This window comes from Caulobacter hibisci (assembly GCF_016135805.1).
GTDB classification, from domain to species: domain Bacteria; phylum Pseudomonadota; class Alphaproteobacteria; order Caulobacterales; family Caulobacteraceae; genus Caulobacter; species Caulobacter hibisci.
In genome coordinates this window covers 123,945-146,239 of the sequence record NZ_JADWOX010000001.1, presented here as the reverse complement: position 1 = coordinate 146,239, position 22,295 = coordinate 123,945, and the positions used below count along the sequence as shown (strand labels likewise).

The 22,295-nt window shown below is 67.1% G+C and carries 22 protein-coding genes; 12 read left to right on the top strand and 10 right to left on the bottom strand.

Annotated features, from left to right (window positions below; genetic code table 11):
* Window positions 1–51: 51 nt before the first annotated feature.
* The 7 genes from fixK to I4Q42_RS00660 form a co-directional block, all read right to left on the bottom strand.
* Window positions 52–690: a transcriptional regulator FixK gene (gene fixK / locus I4Q42_RS00690; protein WP_198574151.1), complete on the bottom strand. Its 639-nt coding sequence runs from the start codon at window positions 688–690 to the stop codon at window positions 52–54.
* Window positions 691–977: 287 nt separating this feature from the next.
* Window positions 978–1,400: a lysozyme inhibitor LprI family protein gene (locus I4Q42_RS00685; protein ID WP_198574150.1), complete on the bottom strand. Its 423-nt coding sequence runs from the start codon at window positions 1,398–1,400 to the stop codon at window positions 978–980.
* Between the two features lie 84 nt (window positions 1,401–1,484).
* Window positions 1,485–1,700 (bottom strand): hypothetical protein, encoded by a 216-nt coding sequence (locus tag I4Q42_RS00680; protein WP_198574149.1) that lies wholly within the window; start codon window positions 1,698–1,700, stop codon window positions 1,485–1,487.
* A complete protein-coding gene (locus I4Q42_RS00675) occupies window positions 1,648–2,379 on the bottom strand; it encodes an RNA polymerase sigma factor (RefSeq protein ID WP_232792758.1) in 732 nt (243 codons plus the stop codon). The genes I4Q42_RS00680 and I4Q42_RS00675 overlap by 53 nt, the downstream gene beginning before the upstream one ends.
* Before the next feature lie 53 nt (window positions 2,380–2,432).
* Window positions 2,433–2,804, bottom strand: coding sequence for a flagellar protein FliS (locus I4Q42_RS00670; protein ID WP_198574148.1), 372 nt, complete (start codon window positions 2,802–2,804; stop codon window positions 2,433–2,435).
* On the bottom strand, window positions 2,791–4,479 hold the full coding sequence (gene fliD, locus I4Q42_RS00665; RefSeq protein ID WP_198574147.1) for a flagellar filament capping protein FliD: 1,689 nt from the start codon (window positions 4,477–4,479) through the stop codon (window positions 2,791–2,793). Before fliD ends, I4Q42_RS00670 begins: the two co-directional genes overlap by 14 nt.
* A gap of 97 nt (window positions 4,480–4,576) precedes the next feature.
* Complete coding sequence (locus I4Q42_RS00660; protein WP_198574146.1) at window positions 4,577–5,416, bottom strand: flagellin; 840 nt, start codon at window positions 5,414–5,416, stop codon at window positions 4,577–4,579.
* A gap of 308 nt (window positions 5,417–5,724) precedes the next feature.
* Here I4Q42_RS00660 and I4Q42_RS00655 point away from each other — a divergent pair, with 308 nt between their 5' ends.
* From I4Q42_RS00655 to I4Q42_RS00625, 7 genes are all read left to right on the top strand, one after another.
* Window positions 5,725–6,051 (top strand): flagellar hook capping FlgD N-terminal domain-containing protein, encoded by a 327-nt coding sequence (locus I4Q42_RS00655; RefSeq protein WP_198574145.1) that lies wholly within the window; start codon window positions 5,725–5,727, stop codon window positions 6,049–6,051.
* Window positions 6,052–6,063: 12 nt separating this feature from the next.
* Entirely contained in the window at window positions 6,064–7,341 is a 1,278-nt protein-coding gene (gene flgE, locus I4Q42_RS00650; protein WP_198574144.1) for a flagellar hook protein FlgE, read from the top strand.
* Window positions 7,342–7,343: 2 nt separating this feature from the next.
* Complete coding sequence (locus I4Q42_RS00645) at window positions 7,344–7,670, top strand: hypothetical protein (RefSeq protein WP_198574143.1); 327 nt, start codon at window positions 7,344–7,346, stop codon at window positions 7,668–7,670.
* Window positions 7,671–7,675: 5 nt separating this feature from the next.
* Window positions 7,676–9,403 (top strand): flagellar hook-associated protein FlgK, encoded by a 1,728-nt coding sequence (flgK, locus tag I4Q42_RS00640; RefSeq protein WP_198574142.1) that lies wholly within the window; start codon window positions 7,676–7,678, stop codon window positions 9,401–9,403.
* Window positions 9,404–9,405: 2 nt separating this feature from the next.
* Complete coding sequence (locus I4Q42_RS00635; RefSeq protein WP_198574141.1) at window positions 9,406–10,311, top strand: flagellin; 906 nt, start codon at window positions 9,406–9,408, stop codon at window positions 10,309–10,311.
* 250 nt (window positions 10,312–10,561) lie between these two features.
* Entirely contained in the window at window positions 10,562–11,476 is a 915-nt protein-coding gene (locus I4Q42_RS00630) for an intradiol ring-cleavage dioxygenase (protein ID WP_198574140.1), read from the top strand.
* A gap of 233 nt (window positions 11,477–11,709) precedes the next feature.
* Window positions 11,710–12,849 (top strand): DUF3089 domain-containing protein, encoded by a 1,140-nt coding sequence (locus tag I4Q42_RS00625; RefSeq protein ID WP_198574139.1) that lies wholly within the window; start codon window positions 11,710–11,712, stop codon window positions 12,847–12,849.
* 182 nt (window positions 12,850–13,031) lie between these two features.
* Here the strand turns inward: I4Q42_RS00625 and I4Q42_RS00620 are convergent, their stop codons facing one another.
* Complete coding sequence (locus I4Q42_RS00620; protein WP_116490557.1) at window positions 13,032–13,211, bottom strand: DUF1328 family protein; 180 nt, start codon at window positions 13,209–13,211, stop codon at window positions 13,032–13,034.
* Window positions 13,212–13,321: 110 nt separating this feature from the next.
* Here I4Q42_RS00620 and cobT point away from each other — a divergent pair, with 110 nt between their 5' ends.
* Window positions 13,322–15,250, top strand: a complete 1,929-nt coding sequence (gene cobT, locus I4Q42_RS00615) for a cobaltochelatase subunit CobT (protein WP_198574138.1) — start codon at window positions 13,322–13,324, stop codon at window positions 15,248–15,250.
* On the top strand, window positions 15,247–16,314 hold the full coding sequence (locus I4Q42_RS00610) for an esterase-like activity of phytase family protein (protein ID WP_198574137.1): 1,068 nt from the start codon (window positions 15,247–15,249) through the stop codon (window positions 16,312–16,314). The genes cobT and I4Q42_RS00610 overlap by 4 nt, the downstream gene beginning before the upstream one ends.
* A 104-nt stretch (window positions 16,315–16,418) precedes the next feature.
* On the opposite strand, the gene I4Q42_RS00605 is transcribed toward I4Q42_RS00610, so the two are convergent.
* Window positions 16,419–19,367, bottom strand: a complete 2,949-nt coding sequence (locus tag I4Q42_RS00605) for a TonB-dependent receptor domain-containing protein (RefSeq protein WP_198574136.1) — start codon at window positions 19,365–19,367, stop codon at window positions 16,419–16,421.
* A gap of 483 nt (window positions 19,368–19,850) precedes the next feature.
* On the opposite strand from I4Q42_RS00605, the gene I4Q42_RS00600 reads away from it, so the two are divergent.
* Window positions 19,851–20,162, top strand: a complete 312-nt coding sequence (locus I4Q42_RS00600; protein WP_198574135.1) for a hypothetical protein — start codon at window positions 19,851–19,853, stop codon at window positions 20,160–20,162.
* 280 nt (window positions 20,163–20,442) lie between these two features.
* A complete protein-coding gene (locus tag I4Q42_RS00595; RefSeq protein WP_198574134.1) occupies window positions 20,443–20,745 on the top strand; it encodes a hypothetical protein in 303 nt (100 codons plus the stop codon).
* A 371-nt stretch (window positions 20,746–21,116) separates the two neighbouring features.
* Here the strand turns inward: I4Q42_RS00595 and rpmB are convergent, their stop codons facing one another.
* Window positions 21,117–21,416 (bottom strand): 50S ribosomal protein L28, encoded by a 300-nt coding sequence (gene rpmB, locus I4Q42_RS00590; RefSeq protein ID WP_198574133.1) that lies wholly within the window; start codon window positions 21,414–21,416, stop codon window positions 21,117–21,119.
* A gap of 213 nt (window positions 21,417–21,629) precedes the next feature.
* Here rpmB and I4Q42_RS00585 point away from each other — a divergent pair, with 213 nt between their 5' ends.
* The gene (locus tag I4Q42_RS00585; protein WP_198574132.1) at window positions 21,630–22,070 is read left to right on the top strand and encodes a DUF3617 domain-containing protein; all 441 of its coding nucleotides are present in this window, start codon (window positions 21,630–21,632) and stop codon (window positions 22,068–22,070) included.
* Window positions 22,071–22,295 lie beyond the last annotated feature (225 nt).

Below are 22,295 nucleotides of genomic sequence, written 5' to 3'. Positions count from 1 at the left end.
GATTTTGAGACCGACGAACGGCCTCCCCGCACCCGCGGGGAGGCCGTTCTACTATTCGCAGAGCGCTTCGAGCGCGTCGCGCTCCAGCAGCTCGACGTGGCGCACGGTCGGCAAGGCGATCAGGCCCTCCTGCGAGAACTGGGTCAGGGTGCGCGACACGGTCTCGATGGTCAGGCCCAGATAGTCGGCCATGTCCTGGCGGCTCATCGGCAGGTCGATCTCCGATCCGCCGGCGCGGTCGGCCAGCAGCAGCAGCAGGCCCGCCACCCGCTCGCAGGCGCTGCGGCGGCCCAGCATCAGCACGTGATCCTGGCTGCGCTGCAGGCCGGCGATGGTGACCTGATAGAGGCGGCGCGCCACATCGCCGTCGCGGGCGGCCAGGTCGCTGAGCGCCCGGCGGCGGACGATGCGGACGGCGACCTCGCCGACGGCCTCGGCCGTGGTGCGGTGGACGTCGCCGGCCTCGAAGCCGAAGGCCTCGCCGGCGAAGTGGAAGGCGTCGATCTGCCGGCGGCCATCGCGCAGCAGCCGGCCCGTGCGCACGGTGCCCTCGACCAGCTCGTAGACGAGATCGGCCGTGTCGCCCTCGGCGAAGATCTCCTCGCCGGCGGCGTAGCGGATGACGCTGGCGGCGGCCATCGGCAGGGCCGGTGGGGCGAAGGCGGGCTCGAGACGGAGGGGCGACAGCATCGAAGGCTCCCGGGGAGGGGGAAGGAGGCGGAGGGGAACCGCCTCGTGACGCCGGCACATTCCCCCTTCTCCGCGTAGGGGTAAATTCGGGGGCGACGCCTAAGGGTTTTTGCGTAGGCGCAAATTTGGGGGAGCGGCGAGAAAGGGAACCTCCCCCTGTGGGGGAGGTGATCGCGAAGCGATCGGTGGGGGGAGCGCCTGCAAGATCGGCCATCGTGCGGGAAGCTGAAAACGTCCCCCCACCGGCCTTCGGCCGCCTCCCCCACAGGGGGAGGTTCCCATGCGCACTACCGCTTCGCCCTGGCCATCCGCTCCAACTCCACGGCGCGCACCGTGGTCATGCTCAGATGGCAGCCGCCGATGTTGAGCATGTCGATCGTGCCGCCGGTCAGGTCTTGCTGGCACTCGGCGTCGCGGCGCTTGATCCAGGCGCGCTGGGCCGTGCGCAGGGTCGCCTGACGGGCCTTGGAGCGCGTCGCCATGGCCGCCTTGTAGGCGCGGTTGAGGCGGGCGTCCTGCTTCTGGAGTTCGGCGTTGGTGCAGCCGGCCATGGCCACGGTCACCCCCTTGAGGGCGTCGCCGCTATTGAGGCAGCGGTCGTAGGCCGGCGTATATTCCTTCTCGGGATCGATCTTTGGCGCATCGGCAAAGGCTGGCGCGGAGACCGCGAGCGCCAGCAGCAGCGCGGGCGTCGAGAGGCGAAAGGGCATGCGGCGGATCCTCGCGTGGACGATCCGCCGAACATGCGCCGCCGATCACGACGGCTTCAAGGCGCTCCCGACCTTGAGAGCCCTCTAGAGCGACCTGCCGATCCGCTCGGCCAGGGGCGAGAGATCGCCGCCCGGGTCGTCGAACACGCCGATATCCTCGGCCGTGATCTTCGCGAACAGGTCCTGGGCCTCGGGCGAGGCCGACAGCAGGTCGATCGCCGCCTCGGCCTCGTCGGCCGGCCAGCGGTCAAGCGCGGGTCCCAGCGCCTTCAGCCGGGCTTCGAATAGTTTCAGGTCCATAGCCACAGATCTTCTTCTGTTTCTGGAGTCGAGTCTTGAGAGTTTGCCGGCCCCGTTTCAGGAGCGAGCGAACCGCCTGTTCCGAACAACCCATGGCGTCGGCGATTCTACCGACTTCGAGCTCTTCGAAATAGAACAGGGTCAGCGCCTGGCGCTGAGTGTCCGGGAGTTTGTCGAGGGCTTTCTGAAGCGTCTTGGCGGTCTCCGTGCGTTCGAGGTTGGCGAGGGCCTCGGCCTGGGCCGGGCCTTGGACTTCGGCGTCGGCCAGGCGGGTGATGACCTCCTGGGATTCCGGGACCGCCTTGCGGACCCGGCGACGATCGATGGCCTTGTTGACGGCGATGCGGTGCAGCCAGGTCGAGAACCTCGCCTCCGGCGTCCAGCGCTCGCGAGCGCGCCAGGCTGCAATAAATGCCTCCTGGGCCGCGTCCTCGGCCTCCTGCACGTCGCCCAGGACGTTGAGGGCCAGTCGCCGCACCATGCGCAGGTGCCTGTCGACCAGAACCCGGAAAGCCGTCTGGTCGCCGTCGCGGCTGGCGAGGAAGAGCTCCTCGTCCGACCGCACGTCCGACAGACCAAACTCACCGGTCGCCGTCATCATCGCTGAATTCGCCATGGCGATTACTCGCCTCCATCGCTGTATCGCAATGGAACAGGCAAACTGCGTGCCATATATCAAATAACTACATTACTGTATTTGCTTGATACATTTCCGATACTATCGGTACGTTGCTATTTTTCAGAACGAAGTTCTTTGCAAAAGGGGCGCAACAAGTCCAGGGAGATTTGATACATAGCGGACACATCTTTGCGGCGGGAGGCGCGAAGCAGGCCGTTCAGCACGTACTGGTAGAAGTTTCGCAACGTCGCGCCGTCCTTGCCGGCGGCCGAAAAATCCAGCGTCGTCGAGAGGGCGGTCAGGATGTGGGTGGCGCGCATGGCATGTCGGCACATTTGATCCAGCTGGCCTTGCTCATGGGCGAATTTTGCCGAGGCGACCGCGCGGTAGAGTTCTTCGTGCACCGAGGCCAGCACGTCGCGCGGGCTGGCGGTCAGGCGGCTGGAAGCCGCATAGGCGCTGAGCGCCTGGTTAGTCGTCGTCATCGCTGCTCGCTCCGAGGATTGCGTCGATCTGCTGCTGGAGGATCTGAGCCGCGTAGAGCTCGGTCTCCATTTTCGAGTATTTTTCGACCAGCTTGGTCCGGTAGGTCTCCGCGTCCTCGCGGATGGTGTCGGACTGGTCAGTGAGGTCGCTGTTGACCGTCTCCAGGCTTTCGATCCGTTCCTGGATCACGCCGCCGGAGGTGCTGGCGTAGCTGTCGATCAGGCTGGTCAGCATGTTGGCGAAGCCCTGGTTGATCTCGACCGAGATCGTGCCGGTCGTCGGCGAGGCCAGGGCGAAGGACAGGCCTTCGTAGATCGAGCCCTCGGCGCCGATGATCCGGTTGCCGGAGATCGTGAACAGGCTGGAATTGCCGCCGACCGACACGCCCGAGATCGCCCCGTCGGTGACGGTGACCTGCAGGTCGAAGTCGTACGACATGGTGGTGTCGTTCTTGAGCAGCTTCAGATTGCTGTTGCTGCTCGAGAAACTGGTCTCGAAGAACTTGGCGACGCTGGACAGGTCGGTCAGCAGCAGGTTGTCGAGCGTGGTCTCGTCGGTGAGTTCCAGCTCGTTGTCGGCGTTGATGGTGACGCCCAGCGCCGACAGGTCAGTCAGTTCGTCGTCCGAGCCGGCGGTTCCGCCGACCAGGTCGTTCAGGCGGCGGTTGACGTCGCGCAGGATGCCGTCGGCGAACAGCACCGCGTCGTCGGCCACCGTGCCGTCCGAGCCCACCGTCTGGTTGGTGACGACGAAGGCGCGCAACGCATTGTAGGCGTCGACGAAGTCGGTGATCGCCGTCTTGATGTCGTCGTAGTTGGCCTCGATGTCGAGGGTGATGGTCTGGCCTGTGGTGGCCTGCATCAGCGAGATCGACAGGCCCGGAATGGTGTCGGTCAGCTCGTTGCTGTCGCTCTCGATCTCGACGCCGTCGATGGTGACGATGGACGGCTGGGCGTCCTGCAGCACGTTGGAGAACGCGCCCGTGCTGTCGGTCAGTCCGATCGACTGGCCGATGTCGTCGCCCGAGACCGTGGAGAGCGTGATCTCCTGGTTGGTGTCGCTGGTCGACAGCACCAGGCGCTGGCCCGAAGAGCTGGAGATCAGGGTGGCGACGACGCCGGTGTCGCCGCTCTGGTCGTTGATGGCGTCGGCGATGTCCTCGAGCGTCATGTCCGAGGAGACGGAGATCTGGGCCGCCGCGCCGTCGGTGGTGTTGAGCGAGAACACCCCGGTCTTGCCCAGGGCCGTGTCGGCGGTCTGCGCCGTGGAGGCGACCTTCATCGCCTTGGCCAGCTGGGTGACGGTGATCGAGTAGGACGCCGCCACCGCGTCGGCGTCGGCGCTGACCGCGATCACGTCGGTGGCGTCCGTGCCGTCGGAGGCCGTCAGGTAGGCGCTCTTCTCGTCGAAGGCGTTGGTGGTCGTCGAGACCGAGCTGTAGGTCGACGAGGCCAGGGTCGACATGCTGTCGGACACGGCCTGCAGCAGGGTCTGCAGCTCCTGGTAGGAGGCGATCTTGCTTTCGTTGACGGTGACCTTGGCGTCGATGGTGTCGGCGCGCGCGGTCTTCTGGGCGACGGCGGTCTCGATCAGGGATTCGGTGTCGAGACCCGAAACCGTGCCGCTGACATAGGACGTCGACCCCGAGGTCGAGACTGTGCTGGTCGTCGTCATGGTGATTTCCGGAAAGTCGGCGGGAGGATCCAGAGAATCCTCCCGCCCAGTCTGCAGGACGACGCGGGCGAGCCCGCGCCCTCTCGGAGCGAACCGACTACTGCAGCAACTTCAGGAGCGATTGGCTCATCTCGTTGGCCTTGGAGAGGGCCGAGATGGCCGCGCTCGTGAGAGTCGAGGCGTTGGTGTAGTTGGTCTGTTCCGTCGCGATATCCACGTCGGTGATGGCCGACGCGGCCGACTCGAGGTTTTCCAGCGAGGTCGAGATCACGTCACCGCGGAATTCGAAGCGCGACAGGGTGGCGCCCACGTCGGCCCGCATTTTCGAGATGTCCGTGATCGCGTCGTCGATGGTGTCCATCAGCGACGAGGCCGACGAGCTGGTGATCGAGGTGCCGTCGAGCAAGAGCGCGGCGGTGTCCGCATCGCCCAGCTGCACGGTGATCACGTCGCTCGACGAGGTGCCGACCAGGAAGTCGACGCCGCCGCTCGAACCGTCTGCGGAGTAGTAGTCGCTCTCGCCGTCCAGCAGCGTGATGCCGTTGAAGGTCGTCGACGTGGTGATGTCGTCGACTTCCTCGAGCAGCTGCTGATACTCAGCGTCGATGTAGCTGATGTCGTCAGAGCTCGAGCTCCCCGATTGAGCCTGGGCCGTCAGGGACTTCATACGCTGCAGGATGTCGGCGATGTTCGACAGCGCGCCGTCCGCCGTGTTCAGCACCGAAGTGCCGCTGGTCACGTTGGTGGCGGCTTGGTTGAGCACGGTCACGTCGGCGTTCATGGACGTCGCGATGGCGAGGCCGGAGGCGTCGTCCTTCGCACTGACGATCCGCGAGCCGCTCGACAGTTTCGCCAGGGATTCGCTCTGCGCAGCCGAATTGTTGTTCAGGTAGCGCAGGGCGGTGTTGGCGGCCGTGTTGGTGGAGATAACTGGCATGTTCTAGTCCGGTTCTCTGTCTGGAGTCCGCCCGGGGGAGAGTTCCGGTCGGGAAGCTGTCCGCCGTTCTGACGGCCTGGCTTCGACGGGTTGAACGGGACGTCCCCGGAGGATGGGGCGGTTTATTTTCGCGAGGCCGGATCGGAGCGTTCGAGACGCCCTGCCGCCTTCGCGCCGCCGCCGCCTCCATCTCCCGCGAGGCCTGAAACGCCTCGCGAAAAATAATCCGCCCCATCTGCGGCGGAGCCTCCGTTGAACCCATCGATCGGCGCCCAGGGCGTCGGACCGATTTCACCGGAGATCTCTCCATGACCACCGTCTCTTCGACGACGAGCACCGCCAGCACCACGAGCACGTCCAGTGCGTCGAGCACGCTGCAGCTCGGCACGACCGACTTCCTGTCGCTGCTGATGACCCAGCTGACCAACCAGAACCCGCTGGATCCCACCGATCCGACCGAGTTCACCAGCCAGCTGGCCAGCTACGCCTCGCTGGAGCAGCAGATCAGCACCAACGACACCCTGACCTCGCTGTCGGACACCATGTCGTCGCTCTCCGACACCACCTCGACCATGTCGAGCAACCTCTCGTCGCTGCTGACCCAGGTTCAGCTGCTGGCGTCGGCCAGCGAATAGGGACGCGTCGAGATGAGCCTGTCTTCCGCCCTCTCCACCGCCGTCTCCGGCCTGACCGCCCAGAGCGTCGCCCTGTCGTCGATCTCGGAGAACATCGCCAACGCCTCGACCACCGCCTACAAGACCTCGGAGGTCTCGTTCCAGTCGCTGGTCAGCGGCGCGATGGGCTCGAACACCTCGACCAGCTCGGTGGTGGCCAAGACCAGCCAGGCGCTGAACGTCACCGGCACCATCTCGTCCACCAGCGTCTCCACCAACGTGGCGATCGACGGTTCGGGCTATTTCGTGGTCGCCTCCGATCCGGGCGACACCGGCAGCGAGCTCGTCTACAGCCGTAACGGCAGCTTCTCGACGGATTCCGACGGCTATCTGGTCAATAGCGAAGGCTATTACCTGATGGGCTACGCCACGGACTCGGACGGCAACATCCTGACGTCCAACACCAGCGACCTGACCAGCCTGTCGGCGATCAACCTCGACTCGATCAGCGGCACGGCCAAGGCCACCTCGACGGTGACCATGGCCGCCAACCTGCCCGCCGACACGGTCACCGGCGACAGCTACGACACCAGCATGGAGATCATCGACTCCCTGGGCGTCAGCCACACGGTGGGCCAGACCTGGACCAAGACCGGCGACAACACCTGGACCCTGAGCCTGTCGGATCCGACCCTGACGTCGGACAGCAGCGTCACCTCGGGCACGATCAGCCCCAGCACGGTCAACGTCACCTTCAATTCCGACGGCAGCCTGGCCTCGACCGATCCCTCGCCCGTCGATCTGTCGATCACCGGCCTGACCACCGGCGCGGCCGACAGCGCCATCACCCTGGACCTGGGCGACACCGGCGGCACCGACGGCCTGACGCAGTACGCCTCCACCTCGTCGACCCTGTCGCTGAGCCCGACCTTCGAGCAGGACGGCGCCAACTACGGCGAGCTGTCGGGCATCACCATCGACGAGAGCGGCCTGGTCACGGCCAATTTCGACAACGGGGTCAGCCTGGCGATCTACCAGATCCCGGTCGCCACCTTCAGCAACCCCAACGGCCTGACCCACGTCTCGGGCACGGTCTATGACGAGAACTCGGCCGCCGGCCAGGTGCACCTGAACCTGCCGGGCGAAGGCAGCTCTGGCAGCCTGGTGGCCAGCGCGCTGGAAGGCTCGACCACCGACACCGCCACCGAATTCAACAAGATGATCATCGCCCAGCAGGCCTATTCGGCCGCTTCGCAGGTGATCAGCACCACGAGCGACATGTTCGACACCCTCATTCAGGCGGTGCGCTAGTCATGGGCGCCATCGAACGTCTTCACGTCCGCGCCCAGAAGTCGCGTCGCGACCGCGAAACGCCGGTGGTCTCCTCGGTCGAGGAGGCCCGCGCCCTGGCCCGCAGCATCGCCGACGGCCTGTCGGCCCTGTCGGACGACCAGCGCCTGCTCATGCTGTCGAACCTGCACGACGTGCAGGCCGCGCTGGAAACCCGCGTCACCGCGCTGGAGACCGACATGTCCGAGACCCGCGAGCGCATCCAGGCCGTCACCCGCGGCCTGAGCGCCACCGCCGGCTATCGCGGCAGCGTCCAGGCCCTGCGCGACCACCGCCGCCGCAAGGACTAAGCGCCATGTCGCTGTCGTCGATCATCAGCTCCGCCTCGTCCGCGCTGGCCAACACCCAGATGCAGATCGCGGTGGCCAACGCCAACGTGGCGAACGCCGACGACCTGACCTACACGAGGAAGAGCGTCAGCGCGTCGGCGACCAGCGCCCTGAACACGGCCTCGACGACGACGATCCAGCGGGCCGCCGACAGCTACCTGTCCAAGACCGTGGTCAAGACGGCGGCCACCTCGGGCTACGCCTCGACCATCGACACCTACATGCAGTCCTACGATGCGGCGCTGGGCACGGTGGACGGCGGCGACGACCTGTCGAGCCTGCTCTCGACCTTCACCAGCGCCCTGACGACCCTGGCCGCCAGCCCCGAAAGCGACTCCGAAAAGGGCTCGCTGGTCTCGGCCGCCTCGTCCCTGGCCTCGGGGATCAGCAGCCTGTCGGCCTCGATCCAGGACCTGCGCACCCAGGCCAACACCGAGATCGGCACGACGGTCGACACCATCAACTCGACCCTGAAGTCGCTGGCCTCGCTGAACGACCAGATCGCCTCGGTCACCGCCCAGGGCGGCGACATCACCGGCCTGCAGGACCAGCGCGACGCGGCGGTGACCACCTTGTCGGGCCTGATCGGCATCAACAGCTACACCACCTCCGACAACCGGGTGATGGTCTACACCACCGGTGGCGATCAGTTGCTGGGCACCACGGCCGCGACCCTGAGCTACAATGCTTCCAGCGCGCTCAGCGCGACCAGCGTCTATCCCGACAACATCTCGGGCGTGACGCTGAACGGCAAGGACATCACCGAGAGCGTCAGCTCCGGCCAGCTGGGCGCGCTGATCACCCTGCGCGACGAGACCCTGGTCAACGAGCAGGACGAGCTCGACACCCTGGCCAGCGCCCTGATCAGCCAGGTCAACGCCATCACCAACGCCGGCGTCGCCTCGCCCGCGCCGTCCAGCCTGACCAGCGCCTCGTCGGTGTCGACCACGGACTCGTTCTCGGCCAGCGGCTCGCTGCGGGTGGCCATCGTCAACGCCTCGGGGACCACGGTCTCGACCGAGGACCTCGACCTTTCCAGCTATTCCAGCATCGACGACCTGGTTTCGGCGCTCGACGCCATCGACGGCCTGACCGCCTCCATCGACTCCAACGGCAAGCTGTCCCTGACGGCCGAGGACAGCGCCAACGGCATCGCCCTGGGCGACATCGGCGCCGCGGTCGGCGACGACAGCCAGGGCTTCTCGGACTATTTCGGCTTCAACGACCTGTTCTCGGGGTCGAGCGCCACCGACATCGCCGTCTCGTCCGGCCTGGCGAGCGACTACAGCCGCCTGGCCACCGGCGTGCTGGACACCACGAGCACGCTGTCGGCCGGCGACCGGGCGGTGTCCAATTCCGACACCACGACGCTGGACGCCCTGACCGCGATGCTGTCGAGCCAGCTGAGCTTTTCGGCCGCCGGCGACCAGGGCGCCAAGACGGTGACCCTGTCGTCCTACACCGCCAGCTTCGTCGCCGGCGCGGCGACCCTGGTGTCGAACGCCGCCTCCGACTCCGAGACCGCCACGGCCACCTATGACGCGGCCACCACGCGCCTGCAGAACAGCACCGCGGTCAACATGGACGAGGAGCTGGCCATGCTGACGACCTACCAGTCGCAGTACGAGGCCAACGCCCAGCTCGTCTCGATGGCCAAGGACCTGTTCGACGCCCTGATCAGCATGGTCAGCTAGCCATGATCAGCCGCATCTCCACCTTCGGCCAGTCGACCTCGATGCTGACCACCACCCTCAAGGTGCAGGCCAAGCTCGCCGACCAGCAGACCCAGACCTCCTCGGGCCTGAAGTCCACCACCTATGGCGGCCTGGGCAAGGACAGCAGCAGCGTGCTGCGCCTGCAAAGCCAGAGCACCCAGCTGGCCGCCGAGAACACCGCGGCCAGCAACGCCACGGCCATCGTCAATGCGTCCTACTCGGCCCTGGGCAGCATCGCCGACCTGGCGACCACCATCAAAAGCCAGCTGGCCTCGATGCTCAGCGGCACGACGACCGACACCGACACGATCACCCAATACGCCACCGACTGGCTGTCGGACCTGCAGGCCCTGCTCAACAGCCAGTCGGGCGACACCTATCTGTTCGGCGGCACGGCGACCAACACCGCGCCGGCCGACTTCAGCGACGCCGACTACGACCCCACGGCCGACACCTCGGTGGCCGACACCGGCTACTACCAGGGCTCGACGACGGGCCGGACCCTGACCACCACCGACGGCCAGACCATCAACCTGTCGGTCAGCGCCAATTCTTCGGCGCTGGAGGAACTGGCCCGCGCGCTGAAGATGGTGCTGGCCTCGCCCACCGACTCCTCGGTGATCTCGTCGGCCTACGACATGGTCAGCGACGCGGTCAGCGGCGTCGGCGCGCTGCAGGAGCAGGTCTCGATCCAGGCCTCCAGCCTGTCGGACCTGACCGAGCGCAACACGGCCAAGATCGACAGCATCGACACCCTGGTCTCGAACCTGAAGGACGCCGACCTCAGCGAGACGGCGATCCTGTCGACCCAGTACGAGACCCAGCTGGAGGCGATGTACTCGATGATCAGCAGCCTCTCGAAGCTGAGTTTGAGCAAGTATCTGTAGTCGTTCAAGAACCTCCCCCTATGGGGGAGGTGATCGCGAAGCGATCGGTGGGGGGAGCGTCTGCGAAGACTGCCAACGCCTCGGCGGCTGAAAACGACCCCCCACCGGCCTTCAGCCGCCTCCCCCACGGGGGGAGGTTCCTCGGCTTACCGCCCCACTTGCGGCCGCCAAGGTTGCAACCTCGCAAAATCCCGACATACGCGGGCATGATCGTCCGGCCACAAGGGCCGCTCCACGTTTCGGAGTCTCGATGCCCTCGCCCGTTTCCCCCAGCCGTCGCGGCCTGCTGGCCCTGGCCGGCGCCGCGCCCTTCGCCGCCATCGCCGTGGGCTCGCGTCCCGCGGTCGCCGCCGACGGCGTCTGCGCCCTGACCCCGCAGGTGACGCAAGGGCCCTACTGGTTCGATCCCAAGCTGAACCGCGCCGACATCACCGAGGGCAAGACCGGCGCGCCGGTGACCGTGGCCCTGACCGTCGTCGACGGCGCCTGCCGGCCGCTGAAGGGCGCGCGGGTCGATATCTGGCACTGCGACGCGCAGGGGCTCTATTCCGGCTACGAAGGCCAGGGCGACGACCACAAGGCCGGCGCCAAGGACAAGACCTTCCTGCGCGGCGCCCAGATCACAGACGCGGCCGGCAAGGTGGCGTTCAAGACGGTCTGGCCGGGCTGGTACGAGGGCCGGACCCCGCACATCCACATCAAGGTGCACCTGGACGCCCGCACGGCCCTGACCGCCCAGCTGTTCGTGCCCGACGCCCTGTCGGAATATCTGTACGAGAACCTCCCGGCCTATAGGCGCCCCCGCAAGCGCGACACCTTCAACCGCCACGACGGCATCGCCCTGCAAGGCGGCGAGGCCATGGTCGCCAGCGTCAAGGAAGGCAAGGACGGCTACGTCCTGGCCCTGGTGCTGGGCGTCGATCCCGCCGCCGACTGGAAGGACGATGCGGGCATGGGCGGCCCTGGCGGTCCGCCTCCCGGTGGAATGGGTCCTCCCCCCGGTGGAATGGGTCCGCCACCGCGAGGCCTGAACGGCCGCCCGCCCGGCCCGCCGCCCGGCGGCTTCCCCGGCGGCTCGCCTCCGGAAGGCGGCATGGGCGGCCCGCCGCACCACGAGACGCTGACCGGCGAAGCGCGCCTGAAGGCGATCGTGCCCGGCATCTGATCCTTCTCCCCTTGCGGGAGAAGGTGGCCTGCGAAGCAGGTCGGATGAGGGGTCTCTCAGACATCGAACGCCGCGACAGCCCAGCAGCCGTCGCGGCGTTTTCGCGTGTGCGACCCCTCATCCGTCGCCTTTCGGCGACACCTTCTCCCGCAAGGGGAGAAGGAAAGACTTTCCGTCGTCATTTCCACACGCCATCCTCCGCTCCAAACGGCCGTTCGGCTAAAGGGGTGGATATGAACAAGACGATCTGGGCCGTGCTGGCCGTCTCCATGAGCCTGGCCGGAACGGCCTGCGCCCAGCCGGCGCCCGCCGGCCCGCAGCCCAAGAACGACTACACCCAGGACGCCAACTGGCTGTGCCGTCCCGGCCGCGCCGACGCCTGCGCCCAGGACCAGACGACCACCGTCGTCTCCGCCGACGGCTCGACCAAGGTTGAGCCCTTCAAGGCCGATCCCAAGGCGCCGGTCGACTGCTTCTACGTCTATCCGACGGTGTCGACCGATCCCGGCGGCAACAGCGACATGACCATCGACCCGGCCGAGACCATCGTCGCCGAGCAGCAGTTCGCCCGTTTCGGCCAGGTCTGCCGCACCTTCGCGCCGATGTACCGGCAGGTGACCCTGGCGGCCCTGCGCCAGGTGATGCGCGGCCAGGCCTCGCCGGGCGATGAGCAGCTTGCCTATGCCGACGTCCTCGACGCCTGGAAGGATTACCTGGCCCGCGACAACCACGGGCGCGGCGTCGTGCTGATCGGCCACTCGCAGGGCTCGCGCCTGCTGCTGCGGCTGCTGGCCGAGGAGATCGACGGCAAGCCGGTGCAGAAGCAGCTGGTCTCGGCCCTGATCATCGGCATGAACACCCAGATCAATCCGGCCACCGACGCCTATGGCTCGATCAAGATGTGCCGCAAGCCCGGCCAGACCGGCTGCATCGTCAGCTACGTGTCGTTCCGCGCCGGCAGCCCGCCGGAGGGCGCGGCCTTCTTCGGCAAGGCCGAGGGCGCCAAGCGCGCCGCCTGCGTCAACCCGGCCGCCCTCGCCGGCGGCGAGGCGCCGCTGCACAGCTATTTCAGCGACCGCACCATCGCCGGCGCGCCGCGCAAGACGCCGTGGGTCAAGGGCAAGGACCTGACCACGACCTTCGTCTCGGTCCCGGGCCTGGTCACGGCCGAGTGCGCCACCAGCGGCGCCTACGACTACCTGGCCGTCAAGGTTCATGGCGACCCGGCCGATCCTCGCGTCGACGACATCCCCGGCGACCTGCTGGTCATGGGCATGCCGCTGAAGGCCTGGGGCCTGCACCTGGCCGACGTCAACCTGACGATGGGCGACCTGGTGGCGCTGGTCGGGGCGCAGGGTAAGGGCTGGAAGTGAGATCAAAATTCCCTCTCCTCCTGCGGGAGAGAGTGGCCTCCCGTAGGGAGGTCGGGTAAGGAGTCGCACGAAAAGAAACGCCGCGACGGCTGGTTAGCTGTCGCGGCGTTTGGCGTCTGAGAGACCCCTCATCCGTCATCCTGCGGATTACACCTTCTCCCGCAAGGGGAGAAGGAACAGGATCATTTCCCCGTCACGCCCTTGAAGACGCCCAGGCCGAGCACCAGCACGACCACGAAGACGACCAGGAACAGGAAGAACAGGATCTTGGCGACGCCGGCGGCCGCGCCGGCGATGCCGGTGAAGCCGAGGGCGCCGGCGATGATGGCGACCACGGCGAAGATGAGGGCCCATTTCAGCATGGGGAAACTCCTTGCACTGGACCTGCGCTGTGCAGGCTTCAGCGGATCAACGTCGCCTTGGCGTGCGTCGTTCCTTGTTTTCGCCGGCGCGCGCCGCTAACTCCAAAGCCATGGCCTCCAAGCCCGAAAACCCGACCGAACCCTTCAAGCGCGCACTGGCGCACGCGGCCCGCTCGCTCGCCGAGACCCCGGACCTCGAGATCGTGTTTTCCGGCGAGTCGCCGGGGCTGGTCGGCAAGCGCGCCGTGCTGCCGCATCCGCCGCGCGACCTGTCCGGCCCCGAGGCCGCCCGCCTGCGCGGCATGGCCGACCAGATCGCCCTGCGCCTAGCCCACCACGACCCGTCGACCCACGCCCGCTCGCGTCCGGCCGCGCCCGATGCTCAGGCGATCTACGAGTCGGTCGAGCAGGCCCGCATCGAGGCCATCGGCGCCAACGCCCTGAACGGCGTGCGCGCCAACCTGACGACCGTGCTGGAGACCCGGCTGGAGAAGCAGGGCCTGACCCGCGCCGTCGCCTTCGACCAGCAGTCGGCCCCGATGGCCGAGATCCTGGGCCTGATGGTACGCGAGCGCCTGACCGGCGACGCCCCGCCCGACGGCGCGAAAGCCCTGGTCAACATCCTGCGCGCCGACATCGAGGCCAAGGCCGGCAAGGATCTCGACCGCCTGGCCGCGGCCATCGACGACCAGGCCGCCTTCGCCAAGGTCACCCGCCAGATCCTGCGCGACCTCGACCTGGGCGACGACGCCAACGAGGCCACCGAGTCTTCGGATGAAGACGAGGGCGACGACGACACCCCCACCGACACCGCCGACGACGACCAGGGCGACGGCGAGGGCGAGCAGCCCGACGGCTCCTCGCCGCAGGAGAGCGAAGCCTCCGACCGCGAGAGCCAGGCCGGCGACGAGGAGATCGTCCAGTCCGAGCAGGAGGGCGAGCCGCAGGACAGCGACGAGGCCCCCGACATGGCCGACGGCGCCAAGCCGGCCCGTCCCGATCCCTCGGCCGACAAGGGCGGCGAGCCGATCTACAAGGTGTTCACCACGGCCTATGACGAGGTGGTCTCGGCCGAAGAGCTGTGCGACCCGGACGAGCTGACCCGCCTTAGGGCCTATCTCGACCAGCAGCTTTCCGCCCTTTCCAGCGTCGTCTCGCGCCTGGCCAACAAGCTGCAGCGCCGCCTGCTGGCCCAGCAGAACCGCGCCTGGACCTTCGATCTCGAGGAAGGGATGCTCGACGTCGCCCGCCTGACGCGGGTGATCATCGATCCGACCGCTCCCCTGTCGTTCAAGCAGGAGGAGGACCAGGAGTTCCGCGACACGGTCGTGACCCTGCTGATCGACAATTCCGGCTCGATGCGCGGCCGGCCGATCATGGTCGCCGCCGTCTGCGCCGACATCCTGGCCCGCACGCTGGAGCGCTGCGGGGTCAAGACCGAAGTGCTGGGCTTCACTACCCGGGCCTGGAAGGGCGGGACCAGCCGCGACGAGTGGATCAAGGCCGGCAAGCCGCCCTCGCCCGGCCGCCTCAACGACCTGCGCCACATCGTCTACAAGGCCGCCGATGCGCCCTGGCGCCGGGCCCGCAAGAACCTGGGCCTGATGATGCGCGAGGGTCTCCTGAAGGAGAACATCGACGGCGAGGCCCTGATGTGGGCGCACCAGCGCATCATCGCCCGGCCCGAAGCCCGCCGCATTCTGATGGTGATCTCCGACGGCGCGCCGGTGGACGACTCCACCCTGAGCGTCAATTCGGGTCACTATCTGGAGCGGCATTTGCGGCAGGTCATCGCCGAGATCGAGGGCAAGAGCCCCGTCGAGCTGATCGCCATCGGCATCGGCCACGACGTGACACGCTACTACCGCCGCGCCGTCACCATCGTCGACGTCGAGCAGCTGGGCGGGGTGCTGGTCGAGCAATTGGCCGCCCTGTTCGACGAGGAGCCGCGCGCCGCCGTGCGCGCCCGCGGCCTGCTGCCGCCGCCGCCCACCGTCGTGCCGTCCGCTCCCAAGAGCGCTCGCAAGGTTTCCGCGTGATCGGACTGCGCGGCCTGATCGTCCTGGGCCTGGCCGGCGGCGCGCTGGCCCAGTGCGGCCCCAAGGCCCCGCCGCCGCCCGTCGTGCTGCCGGCCGCGCCGGTCAAGGTCGGCCCGGAGATCGGCCTTTCCACCACGCCCGTGCCGCTGAACGCCTCGGACCCGAGCCAGACCGCCGTCGGCCGCTTCGTCTATGCGGGCGGGATCCAGATCACCAGCGCCGACACCAGCCGACTGCACGGCCTGTCCGACCTGATCCTGACCGAGGACGGCGGCATCGAGGCGATCAGCGACGACGGCGACCGCTTCTCCGCCCGGCTGCAACTGGACGCCGCCGGCAAGCTGATCGGCCTGACCGACGGCAAGCTGTCGCCGCTGATCGGCCACGACGGCGAAGGCCTGCGCGGCAAGAGCCAGGGCGACGCCGAGGGCCTGGCGCGCCTGGCCAATGGCGAGCGCCTGGTCAGCTTCGAGCGCGACCATCGCATCTGGCGCTACGCCGTCTCGCCCACCGGTCTGTGGAGCCGCCCCGCCGTCGCCCCGAAGCCGGCCACGGTGTTCCCCGACAACGAGGGCATGGAGGCCCTGACCGCCTATCCGGCCGCCGGTTCCGACGCCTATCTGGTTGGCGGCGAGGAGGGCGAGGTCTGGCTTTGCCGGCTGACGACCAGCTGCCAGCCGATCCCGCCGCAGTCGCCGGTCGACTTCACCTGGGGCCTGACGGGCTTCTCGGCGTTCGGCGGCAAGGCCCTGGCCACCCTGCACCGGGCCTTCGACCCTGTTCGGGGCTGGCGCGCCCAGGTCAAGTTCATCGCCGATCCGATGATCCCGGCGACCAAGCAGTATCCGCTGGCCAGCCTGACGCTGGACGGCCAGCTGACCCGCGACAACTTCGAGGGCCTCGCCCTGGCGGCCGGTCCGAACGGCGCGACGCGGATCTATCTGCTGTCGGACGACAACGGCGGCGAGATGAACCAGCGCACCCTGCTGCTGGCCTTCGACTGGACGGCGCCGCCGCCCCAGCCGGTTGCCCCGCCGCCGCCGGCGCGCAAGAAGCGCCGCTAGACGCCCCTCCCCTTCTCCCAAAAAAGAAGCCGCCACGCCGAAGCGTTGGCGGCTTTTCAAGTTGGGGAGAACGTCGGGGGAGGCGCCTCCCCCGCGAATGGTCGTCAGAAGTCCATGGTCAGGCCGACGAACAGCGTGCGGCCCATGGGGTCGTAGACGCCGGGATAGGTGTTGCCGTTGCCGAACGAGGAGAGCAGGCCCGCGGCGATCACCGGCGGATCCTTGTCGAAGGCGTTGTTGATCCCGCCGCGCAGGGTCAGCTGCTCGCGGACCTTCCAGTTGGCGGCGAGGTCCAGGTAGTTGTACGCCTTGATCTTGCGGTTGATCTCGACGTAGTCGCCCTGCAGGAACGGGTTGCTGTCGTTGCTGGACAGGTCGGTCGCGCCGAAATAGCGCCAGTTGGCTGACAGCGAGGCGGCGATCCACGGCAGGTTCCAGGTCGCCCGCATCTGGTGGCGCCAGGCGGGGTTGGGCTGGCCGCAGGTCGGGCCGAACAGGCCCTTGCAGTTATAGGAGCCAAGCCCAGGCAGCTGTTCGATCTTACGGCTGTTGAGGTAGGTGCCGACGAAGCTGAAGTCGACGTCGCCGAAATTGCCCAGCGACGACAGGTCGAGGCGATAGTTGCCCGTCACGTCCAGGCCGGAGGTCTGCAGGAAGCCGGTGTTCTGGTTGGTGGCGATGATGTAGCCGCGATCGCCGAACAGCACGCCCGAGGTCGGGTCGCGGTGGAACAGGCTGCAGAAGTACGGATTGCTGGTCTGGACGCACTGGTTGATGACGGTCGGGGCGTCGACCGCGCCGATGTACTGGTCGACATAGATGTCGAAATAGTCGAGCGACATCGAGAAGCCCGGCAGGAAGCGCGGGGTCAGCACGACGCCGGCGGTGCGGGTGTCGGCCACTTCCGGCTTCAGGTCCGGATTGCCGCCGCCCTGGGTGACGCAGGTCTCGGCCGGACAGTCGGGGATCTTGCCGTACTGCGCGGCGGTGACGCCGGTCAGGGCGCAGGCCGCGGCGCTGGCCTTGGGCGTCGGTCCCGAGCACGGATCCACCGCCGCGACATTGCCCAGGCCCTGCGGTGCGTAGAGCTCGCTGATGTTGGCGGCCCGGACGGCGCGGTTGTAGCTGGCGCGGAACCGCACGTCCGAGGTCGGGGCGTATTGCAGCTCGACCTTGTAGGTCGAGACCCGATCGTCGAGATAGTCGTACTTAGAGGTGCGGTAGCCGGCGTTCAGCGACAGCGCCTTGATGAACGGCGCGTCCTGCACCAGCGGCAGGTCGACTTCGCCATAGAGCTCGCTGACGCTGAAGGCGCCGCTGCTTTCCTTGGTGCCGGCGGCCTGGGCCAGGGCGTCGGCCTCGAACTTCAGCTCCTCGCGGCGATGCTCGACGCCCAGCGCCAGGGCCGCGCCGTCCTCGGCCCACGGGGTCTTGAGGCCGTACTGGCCAAGGTCGCCGTTCAGCGAGGCGCTCAGCACCTTCTCGCGCTGGACGCCGTGGGTGTAGGTCGGGGCGTAGAGGTACTTGTAGGCCGCCGCGCTGAGGCCCTGGTACTTGAAGACGTCGATCGGCACGCAGTTGGGGTCGGTGCCGTCGATCACCGACTTGCAGGTCGGGGTCCCGTTGACGTTGACCACCTGCAGCGCCTTCAGCGCCTTGGCGTTGTCGACATTGTTCTTGTAGCTCTCGTCGAGAATGACGGTCGAGAACAGGAAGCTGGCGTCATAGCTCCAGCCCTGGGCGAGCTTGCCGCGCAGGCCGGCGTTGATGCGGTAGTCGGTGTGGCGCAGGTCGTCGCGGCGAGGCGAGCTGCCCGGGCCGGTCAGGCGATAGCCGATAAACGCGTCCTGGCTGACGCTGGTCCCAGCCGCCGAACCGCACAGGGTCGCGGCCTGCGAGGCCGACATCAGCGGGTTGTCGCAGTTGATCTTGAACGTCGTCCCCTGGAACAGCGCCGACGGAGCGGCCTGCGAGAACGTGTGGTCGTCCATGAACATCAGGCTGCCATAGGCCTCGACGGCCGGGTTCAGCTCGTAGTGGGCGAAGGCGCCGGCGGTGTAGCGGGCGTCCGAGCGCTGGATGTAGTTGGTGGGCGCGTAGTTGTAGAGGAACGAGCTGTCGTACGGGACCCAGGTCTTGGCCCCGTCCTTGGTGTTGTTCAGCGTCTGGCCGGCGTTGGGGCCGCTGAGCAGGGTGAACAGGCCGTACTCGTTGTTGCTGGAGCCGCCGCAGACCAGGGCGTTGTTGTTGCTTCCCGCCAGGTTCAGGCCGCAGGCCGAATAGTCGCGGCTGTCCTGGGTGACCGGCTTCAGCTCGCGATAGCCGACATAGAAGGTGACGTTGCCCTTGCCGCTGGGGGCGTTCATGCCGATGGCCAGGTTGACGTCGATCTTCCCGCCGTCGGTGACGTTCTTCTCGGGCAGCTTGTAGTTGGCCTGCGAGATCAGCGATCGCGGATAGGCGTTGTCGTTGGTGTGCTGGGCCAGGCTGTACTGGGCGTCGAGGCGCAGGCCGTCGAGATCCCGCTTGAGGATGAAGTTGACGACGCCCGACACCGCGTCCGAGCCGTAGACGGCCGAGGCCCCGCCGGTGACCACGTCGACCCGGTCGACCAGGGCGCTGGGGATGAAGTTCACGTCCGCGGCCTCGGTCGGCAGCATCCGCTGACCGTCGACCAGCACCAACACGCGGCTGGAGCCCATGTTGCGCAGGTTCACCCGCGCCGTCCCGTCCGAGCCGTTGGAGCCGTTCTCGTTGGAATCGGCGGTGAACTGCGGCAGGCGGTTCAGCACGCTCTCGACCGACGTCGCGCCCTGCAGCTTCACCTCGTCGCCGCCCACGACCGTCATCGGACTGGCCGAGACCAGGTTCGGCCGCTTGATCCGCGACCCGGTCACCACCACGGCCTCGACCGTCGCGGCGTCCTCGGCCGCCGGGCCTGAGGTCTGGCCGGTGGTCTGGGCCGCCGCGAGCGGTGCGATCGCCAATCCGGAGAGCAAGGCGATCGCCGCCGCTCCCCCAAGCGCCGCCAGGCGCACCTTCTTCGTCCGCATCGCAATCCCTCCTCGCAGTCCGCGCGATCTGGATGCGTCGCGCCTCGGCGAAGAGAGCCACAATGATACGATTTATGTCAAATATCTTATACGATATACCTATTACAGTATTCTCTTACTTAGCGTTTGCCTCGATCTTGCGGAGGGGCCCTGCTTGGTCGTCGAGCCGGCCTGTCGGGAAAGGCGCGCCCGCGTAACCCCGCCAACCGAGGCCGATCGCTCGAACCGGCCGCCGCAAATAGGGATAATTTCACCTGAAACTATAGCATTATTGGCGCCCATTTGCTGCACAGAGTGCCTTTTGCGCACACAGCGTTCGCGGTCGTCGTAAAAATTTGACGCCTGGAGCCAAAAATCCGCTTGGAATGACAGCGTTGTCACTGTATTTAGAACGTGACGGCATGAGCAGGCGAGATCCGGACGGCCGTCAGAGGAACGCATCGGGAGGAGGTTGATCCCAACCCCCTTTCCGGAATGACTGAAATGCAACGTGTGTTTGTTCTGGCCGCTTCGGCCATCGCTCTCCTGAGCGCCCCCGCCGCCTTCGCCGGCGAAGTCACCGTCAAGGTCGCCGGCCGCACCACCGCCGCCGTCCACGCCGACATCGTCAAGGCCGCCACCTCGGTGTGCCAGGAAGACGCCGGCGCGACCAGCTACGGCGCCGACGTGCTGCCCTACTGCATTCGCGACGTGGCCCGCGCCGCCGTCGAAAAGGTCGGCAGCCCGACCCTGACCGCCTACGACAAGACCCAATGGCGCCCGAACGGTCTGATCAAGACCGCCGCGGCCCGCTAAGCCTCAAGGCCCAGCCCCATCGGGACCAGAGCCCGCGGAGCCCCCGCTCCGCGGGCTTTTGCTTGTCCGCACAGCGAACACTGACACCGGTAACAAGCGCGTGAAATCAAACACTTCACCCACCGGTTGCGCCAACATAATCATTGATAACTGATCAGCAGTGAGCTACAGCTTGTTTCCGGTGACAGAGCGGGCGAGATCCTGGACCAGTCACCAGAGGAACGCGTCGGGAAGCGATCGCTTCAACCGCCTTCACAGGCATCCGACTGGAATCCGTCCGATGATCCGCTCCGCCGCTCTCGCTCTCTCCGCCCTGGCCCTGCTGGTCGCCGCCCCCGCCGGCGCCGCTGAAGTCCGCGTCAAGGTCGCCGGCCGCGCCGCCGCCGACGTCCGCGCCGACATCGTCAAGGCCGCCTCGACCGTCTGCTGGCAAGACGTCCGCGGCGAGTCGCTGGCCATATACCTGTACCCGGCCTGCGTCCGCTCGTCGGTCAACGACGCCGTGGCCAAGCTCGGCAACGCCGAACTGAGCGCCTACAACGCCGCCAACCCGGCCAAGGCCATGGAACTGGCCGCCCGCTAAGGCGACCAGCCCTTCAAGGCTTCAGAAGCCGCCGTCGCCCCGCGACGGCGGCTTTTTGCTGGGCGGTTTATTGATTCCCTCTCTCTGAGAGAGAGGGAGGGGCCCGCCGCGAAGCGGTGGGAGGGTGAGAGGTTTCGCCTCCAGCAAGCAAATCCGAGAAAGCGACATACCAGCTAGCGCTGGAGCTAGATCTATCGCGCTTCATGCGGTGAGTTTGTTACCTCTCACCCTCCCATGGCTTCGCCATGGGCCCCTCCCTCTCTCAAAGAGAGAGGGTTCTACAGACCTAACCCCGAAACGCGAAAAAGCCCGCCGAGCGAACTCGGCGGGCTTTTCGTATTCTTCCCCGGCCTAAGCCAGGGTCGAAAGCCTTAGGCGGCGACCGCGGCGGCCTTGGCCTTGGCCTTGACCTGAGCCTTGATCTTCAGGGCGCGCGGCGACAGCTGCTCGTCCTTGGCGCCCAGCAGGAACACGTCCAGGCCGCCCTTGAAGTCGAGGGTGCGCAGCGCGGCGTTGCTGATGCGCAGCTTGAAGGTCTGACCCAGCGAGTCCGACTGCAGCGAAGCAGGCGACAGAGCGGGCAGGAAGCGGCGCTTGGTCTTGATGTTCGAGTGGCTCACATTGTGGCCGACCATCGGACCGACGCCCGTGAGTTCGCAACGGCGCGACATGACGAGTACCTTGGGCTAGGCGAAGCCGAAGCCCCGCGAACATAATGTCAGGCGCGCTTCCGAACCGAGGTCCGCCGCGCGAGAGGGGGCGATATAGGCGATGGACCCTTGCCGAGTCAAGGCGGCAAAGCCCTGGGCCTCGCCATCACCCCGCCTTCAACCGCGGTTCATGTGCGCTTCCTTATATACACGGCCATGAAGGAGTTCGACCGCATGCGTTTCATCGCCCTCGCCGCCCCCGCCCTGGCCGCCCTGACGGCGGGATTCGCCGTGGTCGCGCCCGCCGGCGCCGCCGCGCCGCGAGCGACGATTCTGCCCGGCCACTGGGAGTACAGCTACACGATCGGCATCATCCCGGCCGGCAGCGAGGACAAGTGCATCAAGCCGGCCGACGCGGCCCAGTTCTCCAAGGGCATCTGCACCCGCCGCTACAAGTGCGACTACACCACCAACCAGGTCGACGACGGCAAGATCCAGCTGAAGGGCACCTGGACCGACAAGAAGGGCCGCGTGGCCCCGGTCAGCGCCAAGGGCAGCTACACGCCCGAGAGCTTCAAGCTCGACATCAAGCTGAAGACCGTCAACGGCCTGCCCCTGGCCGGCGTCATGAACGCCAAGCGCCTGGGCGCCACCTGCCCCGCCGACGCGAAGTAGGCGTCCAGCCCCCCCGTTAGGAAAAGCGGCTTCAGGGAACGTCGTTGTGGTTAATCGGCGTTAAGCTACAATAGCTTGTAGGGAACAAATCCCGAATCGGACCGAGTCAGCGATTCGGTCCTGATTCGTTTCGCGCGCGTTCTGGCCGTTCAAGCCTTGCCGTTAACTTGGCTGTGGACGCTGGCCGGTTACCCCCGACATTCCATCAGTCGAGCAGCCATGCGG

Coding starts and splice junctions, on each gene's coding strand:
- fixK (WP_198574151.1), bottom strand. CDS start 690: ATGCTGTCGCCCCTCCGTCTCGAGCCCGCCTTCGCCCCACCGGCCCTG.
- I4Q42_RS00685 (WP_198574150.1), bottom strand. CDS start 1,400: ATGCCCTTTCGCCTCTCGACGCCCGCGCTGCTGCTGGCGCTCGCGGTC.
- I4Q42_RS00680 (WP_198574149.1), bottom strand. CDS start 1,700: ATGGACCTGAAACTATTCGAAGCCCGGCTGAAGGCGCTGGGACCCGCG.
- I4Q42_RS00670 (WP_198574148.1), bottom strand. CDS start 2,804: ATGACGACGACTAACCAGGCGCTCAGCGCCTATGCGGCTTCCAGCCGC.
- fliD (WP_198574147.1), bottom strand. CDS start 4,479: ATGACGACGACCAGCACAGTCTCGACCTCGGGGTCGACGTCCTATGTC.
- I4Q42_RS00660 (WP_198574146.1), bottom strand. CDS start 5,416: ATGCCAGTTATCTCCACCAACACGGCCGCCAACACCGCCCTGCGCTAC.
- I4Q42_RS00655 (WP_198574145.1), top strand. CDS start 5,725: ATGACCACCGTCTCTTCGACGACGAGCACCGCCAGCACCACGAGCACG.
- flgE (WP_198574144.1), top strand. CDS start 6,064: ATGAGCCTGTCTTCCGCCCTCTCCACCGCCGTCTCCGGCCTGACCGCC.
- I4Q42_RS00645 (WP_198574143.1), top strand. CDS start 7,344: ATGGGCGCCATCGAACGTCTTCACGTCCGCGCCCAGAAGTCGCGTCGC.
- flgK (WP_198574142.1), top strand. CDS start 7,676: ATGTCGCTGTCGTCGATCATCAGCTCCGCCTCGTCCGCGCTGGCCAAC.
- I4Q42_RS00635 (WP_198574141.1), top strand. CDS start 9,406: ATGATCAGCCGCATCTCCACCTTCGGCCAGTCGACCTCGATGCTGACC.
- I4Q42_RS00630 (WP_198574140.1), top strand. CDS start 10,562: ATGCCCTCGCCCGTTTCCCCCAGCCGTCGCGGCCTGCTGGCCCTGGCC.
- I4Q42_RS00625 (WP_198574139.1), top strand. CDS start 11,710: ATGAACAAGACGATCTGGGCCGTGCTGGCCGTCTCCATGAGCCTGGCC.
- I4Q42_RS00620 (WP_116490557.1), bottom strand. CDS start 13,211: ATGCTGAAATGGGCCCTCATCTTCGCCGTGGTCGCCATCATCGCCGGC.
- cobT (WP_198574138.1), top strand. CDS start 13,322: ATGGCCTCCAAGCCCGAAAACCCGACCGAACCCTTCAAGCGCGCACTG.
- I4Q42_RS00605 (WP_198574136.1), bottom strand. CDS start 19,367: ATGCGGACGAAGAAGGTGCGCCTGGCGGCGCTTGGGGGAGCGGCGGCG.
- I4Q42_RS00600 (WP_198574135.1), top strand. CDS start 19,851: ATGCAACGTGTGTTTGTTCTGGCCGCTTCGGCCATCGCTCTCCTGAGC.
- I4Q42_RS00595 (WP_198574134.1), top strand. CDS start 20,443: ATGATCCGCTCCGCCGCTCTCGCTCTCTCCGCCCTGGCCCTGCTGGTC.
- rpmB (WP_198574133.1), bottom strand. CDS start 21,416: ATGTCGCGCCGTTGCGAACTCACGGGCGTCGGTCCGATGGTCGGCCAC.
- I4Q42_RS00585 (WP_198574132.1), top strand. CDS start 21,630: ATGCGTTTCATCGCCCTCGCCGCCCCCGCCCTGGCCGCCCTGACGGCG.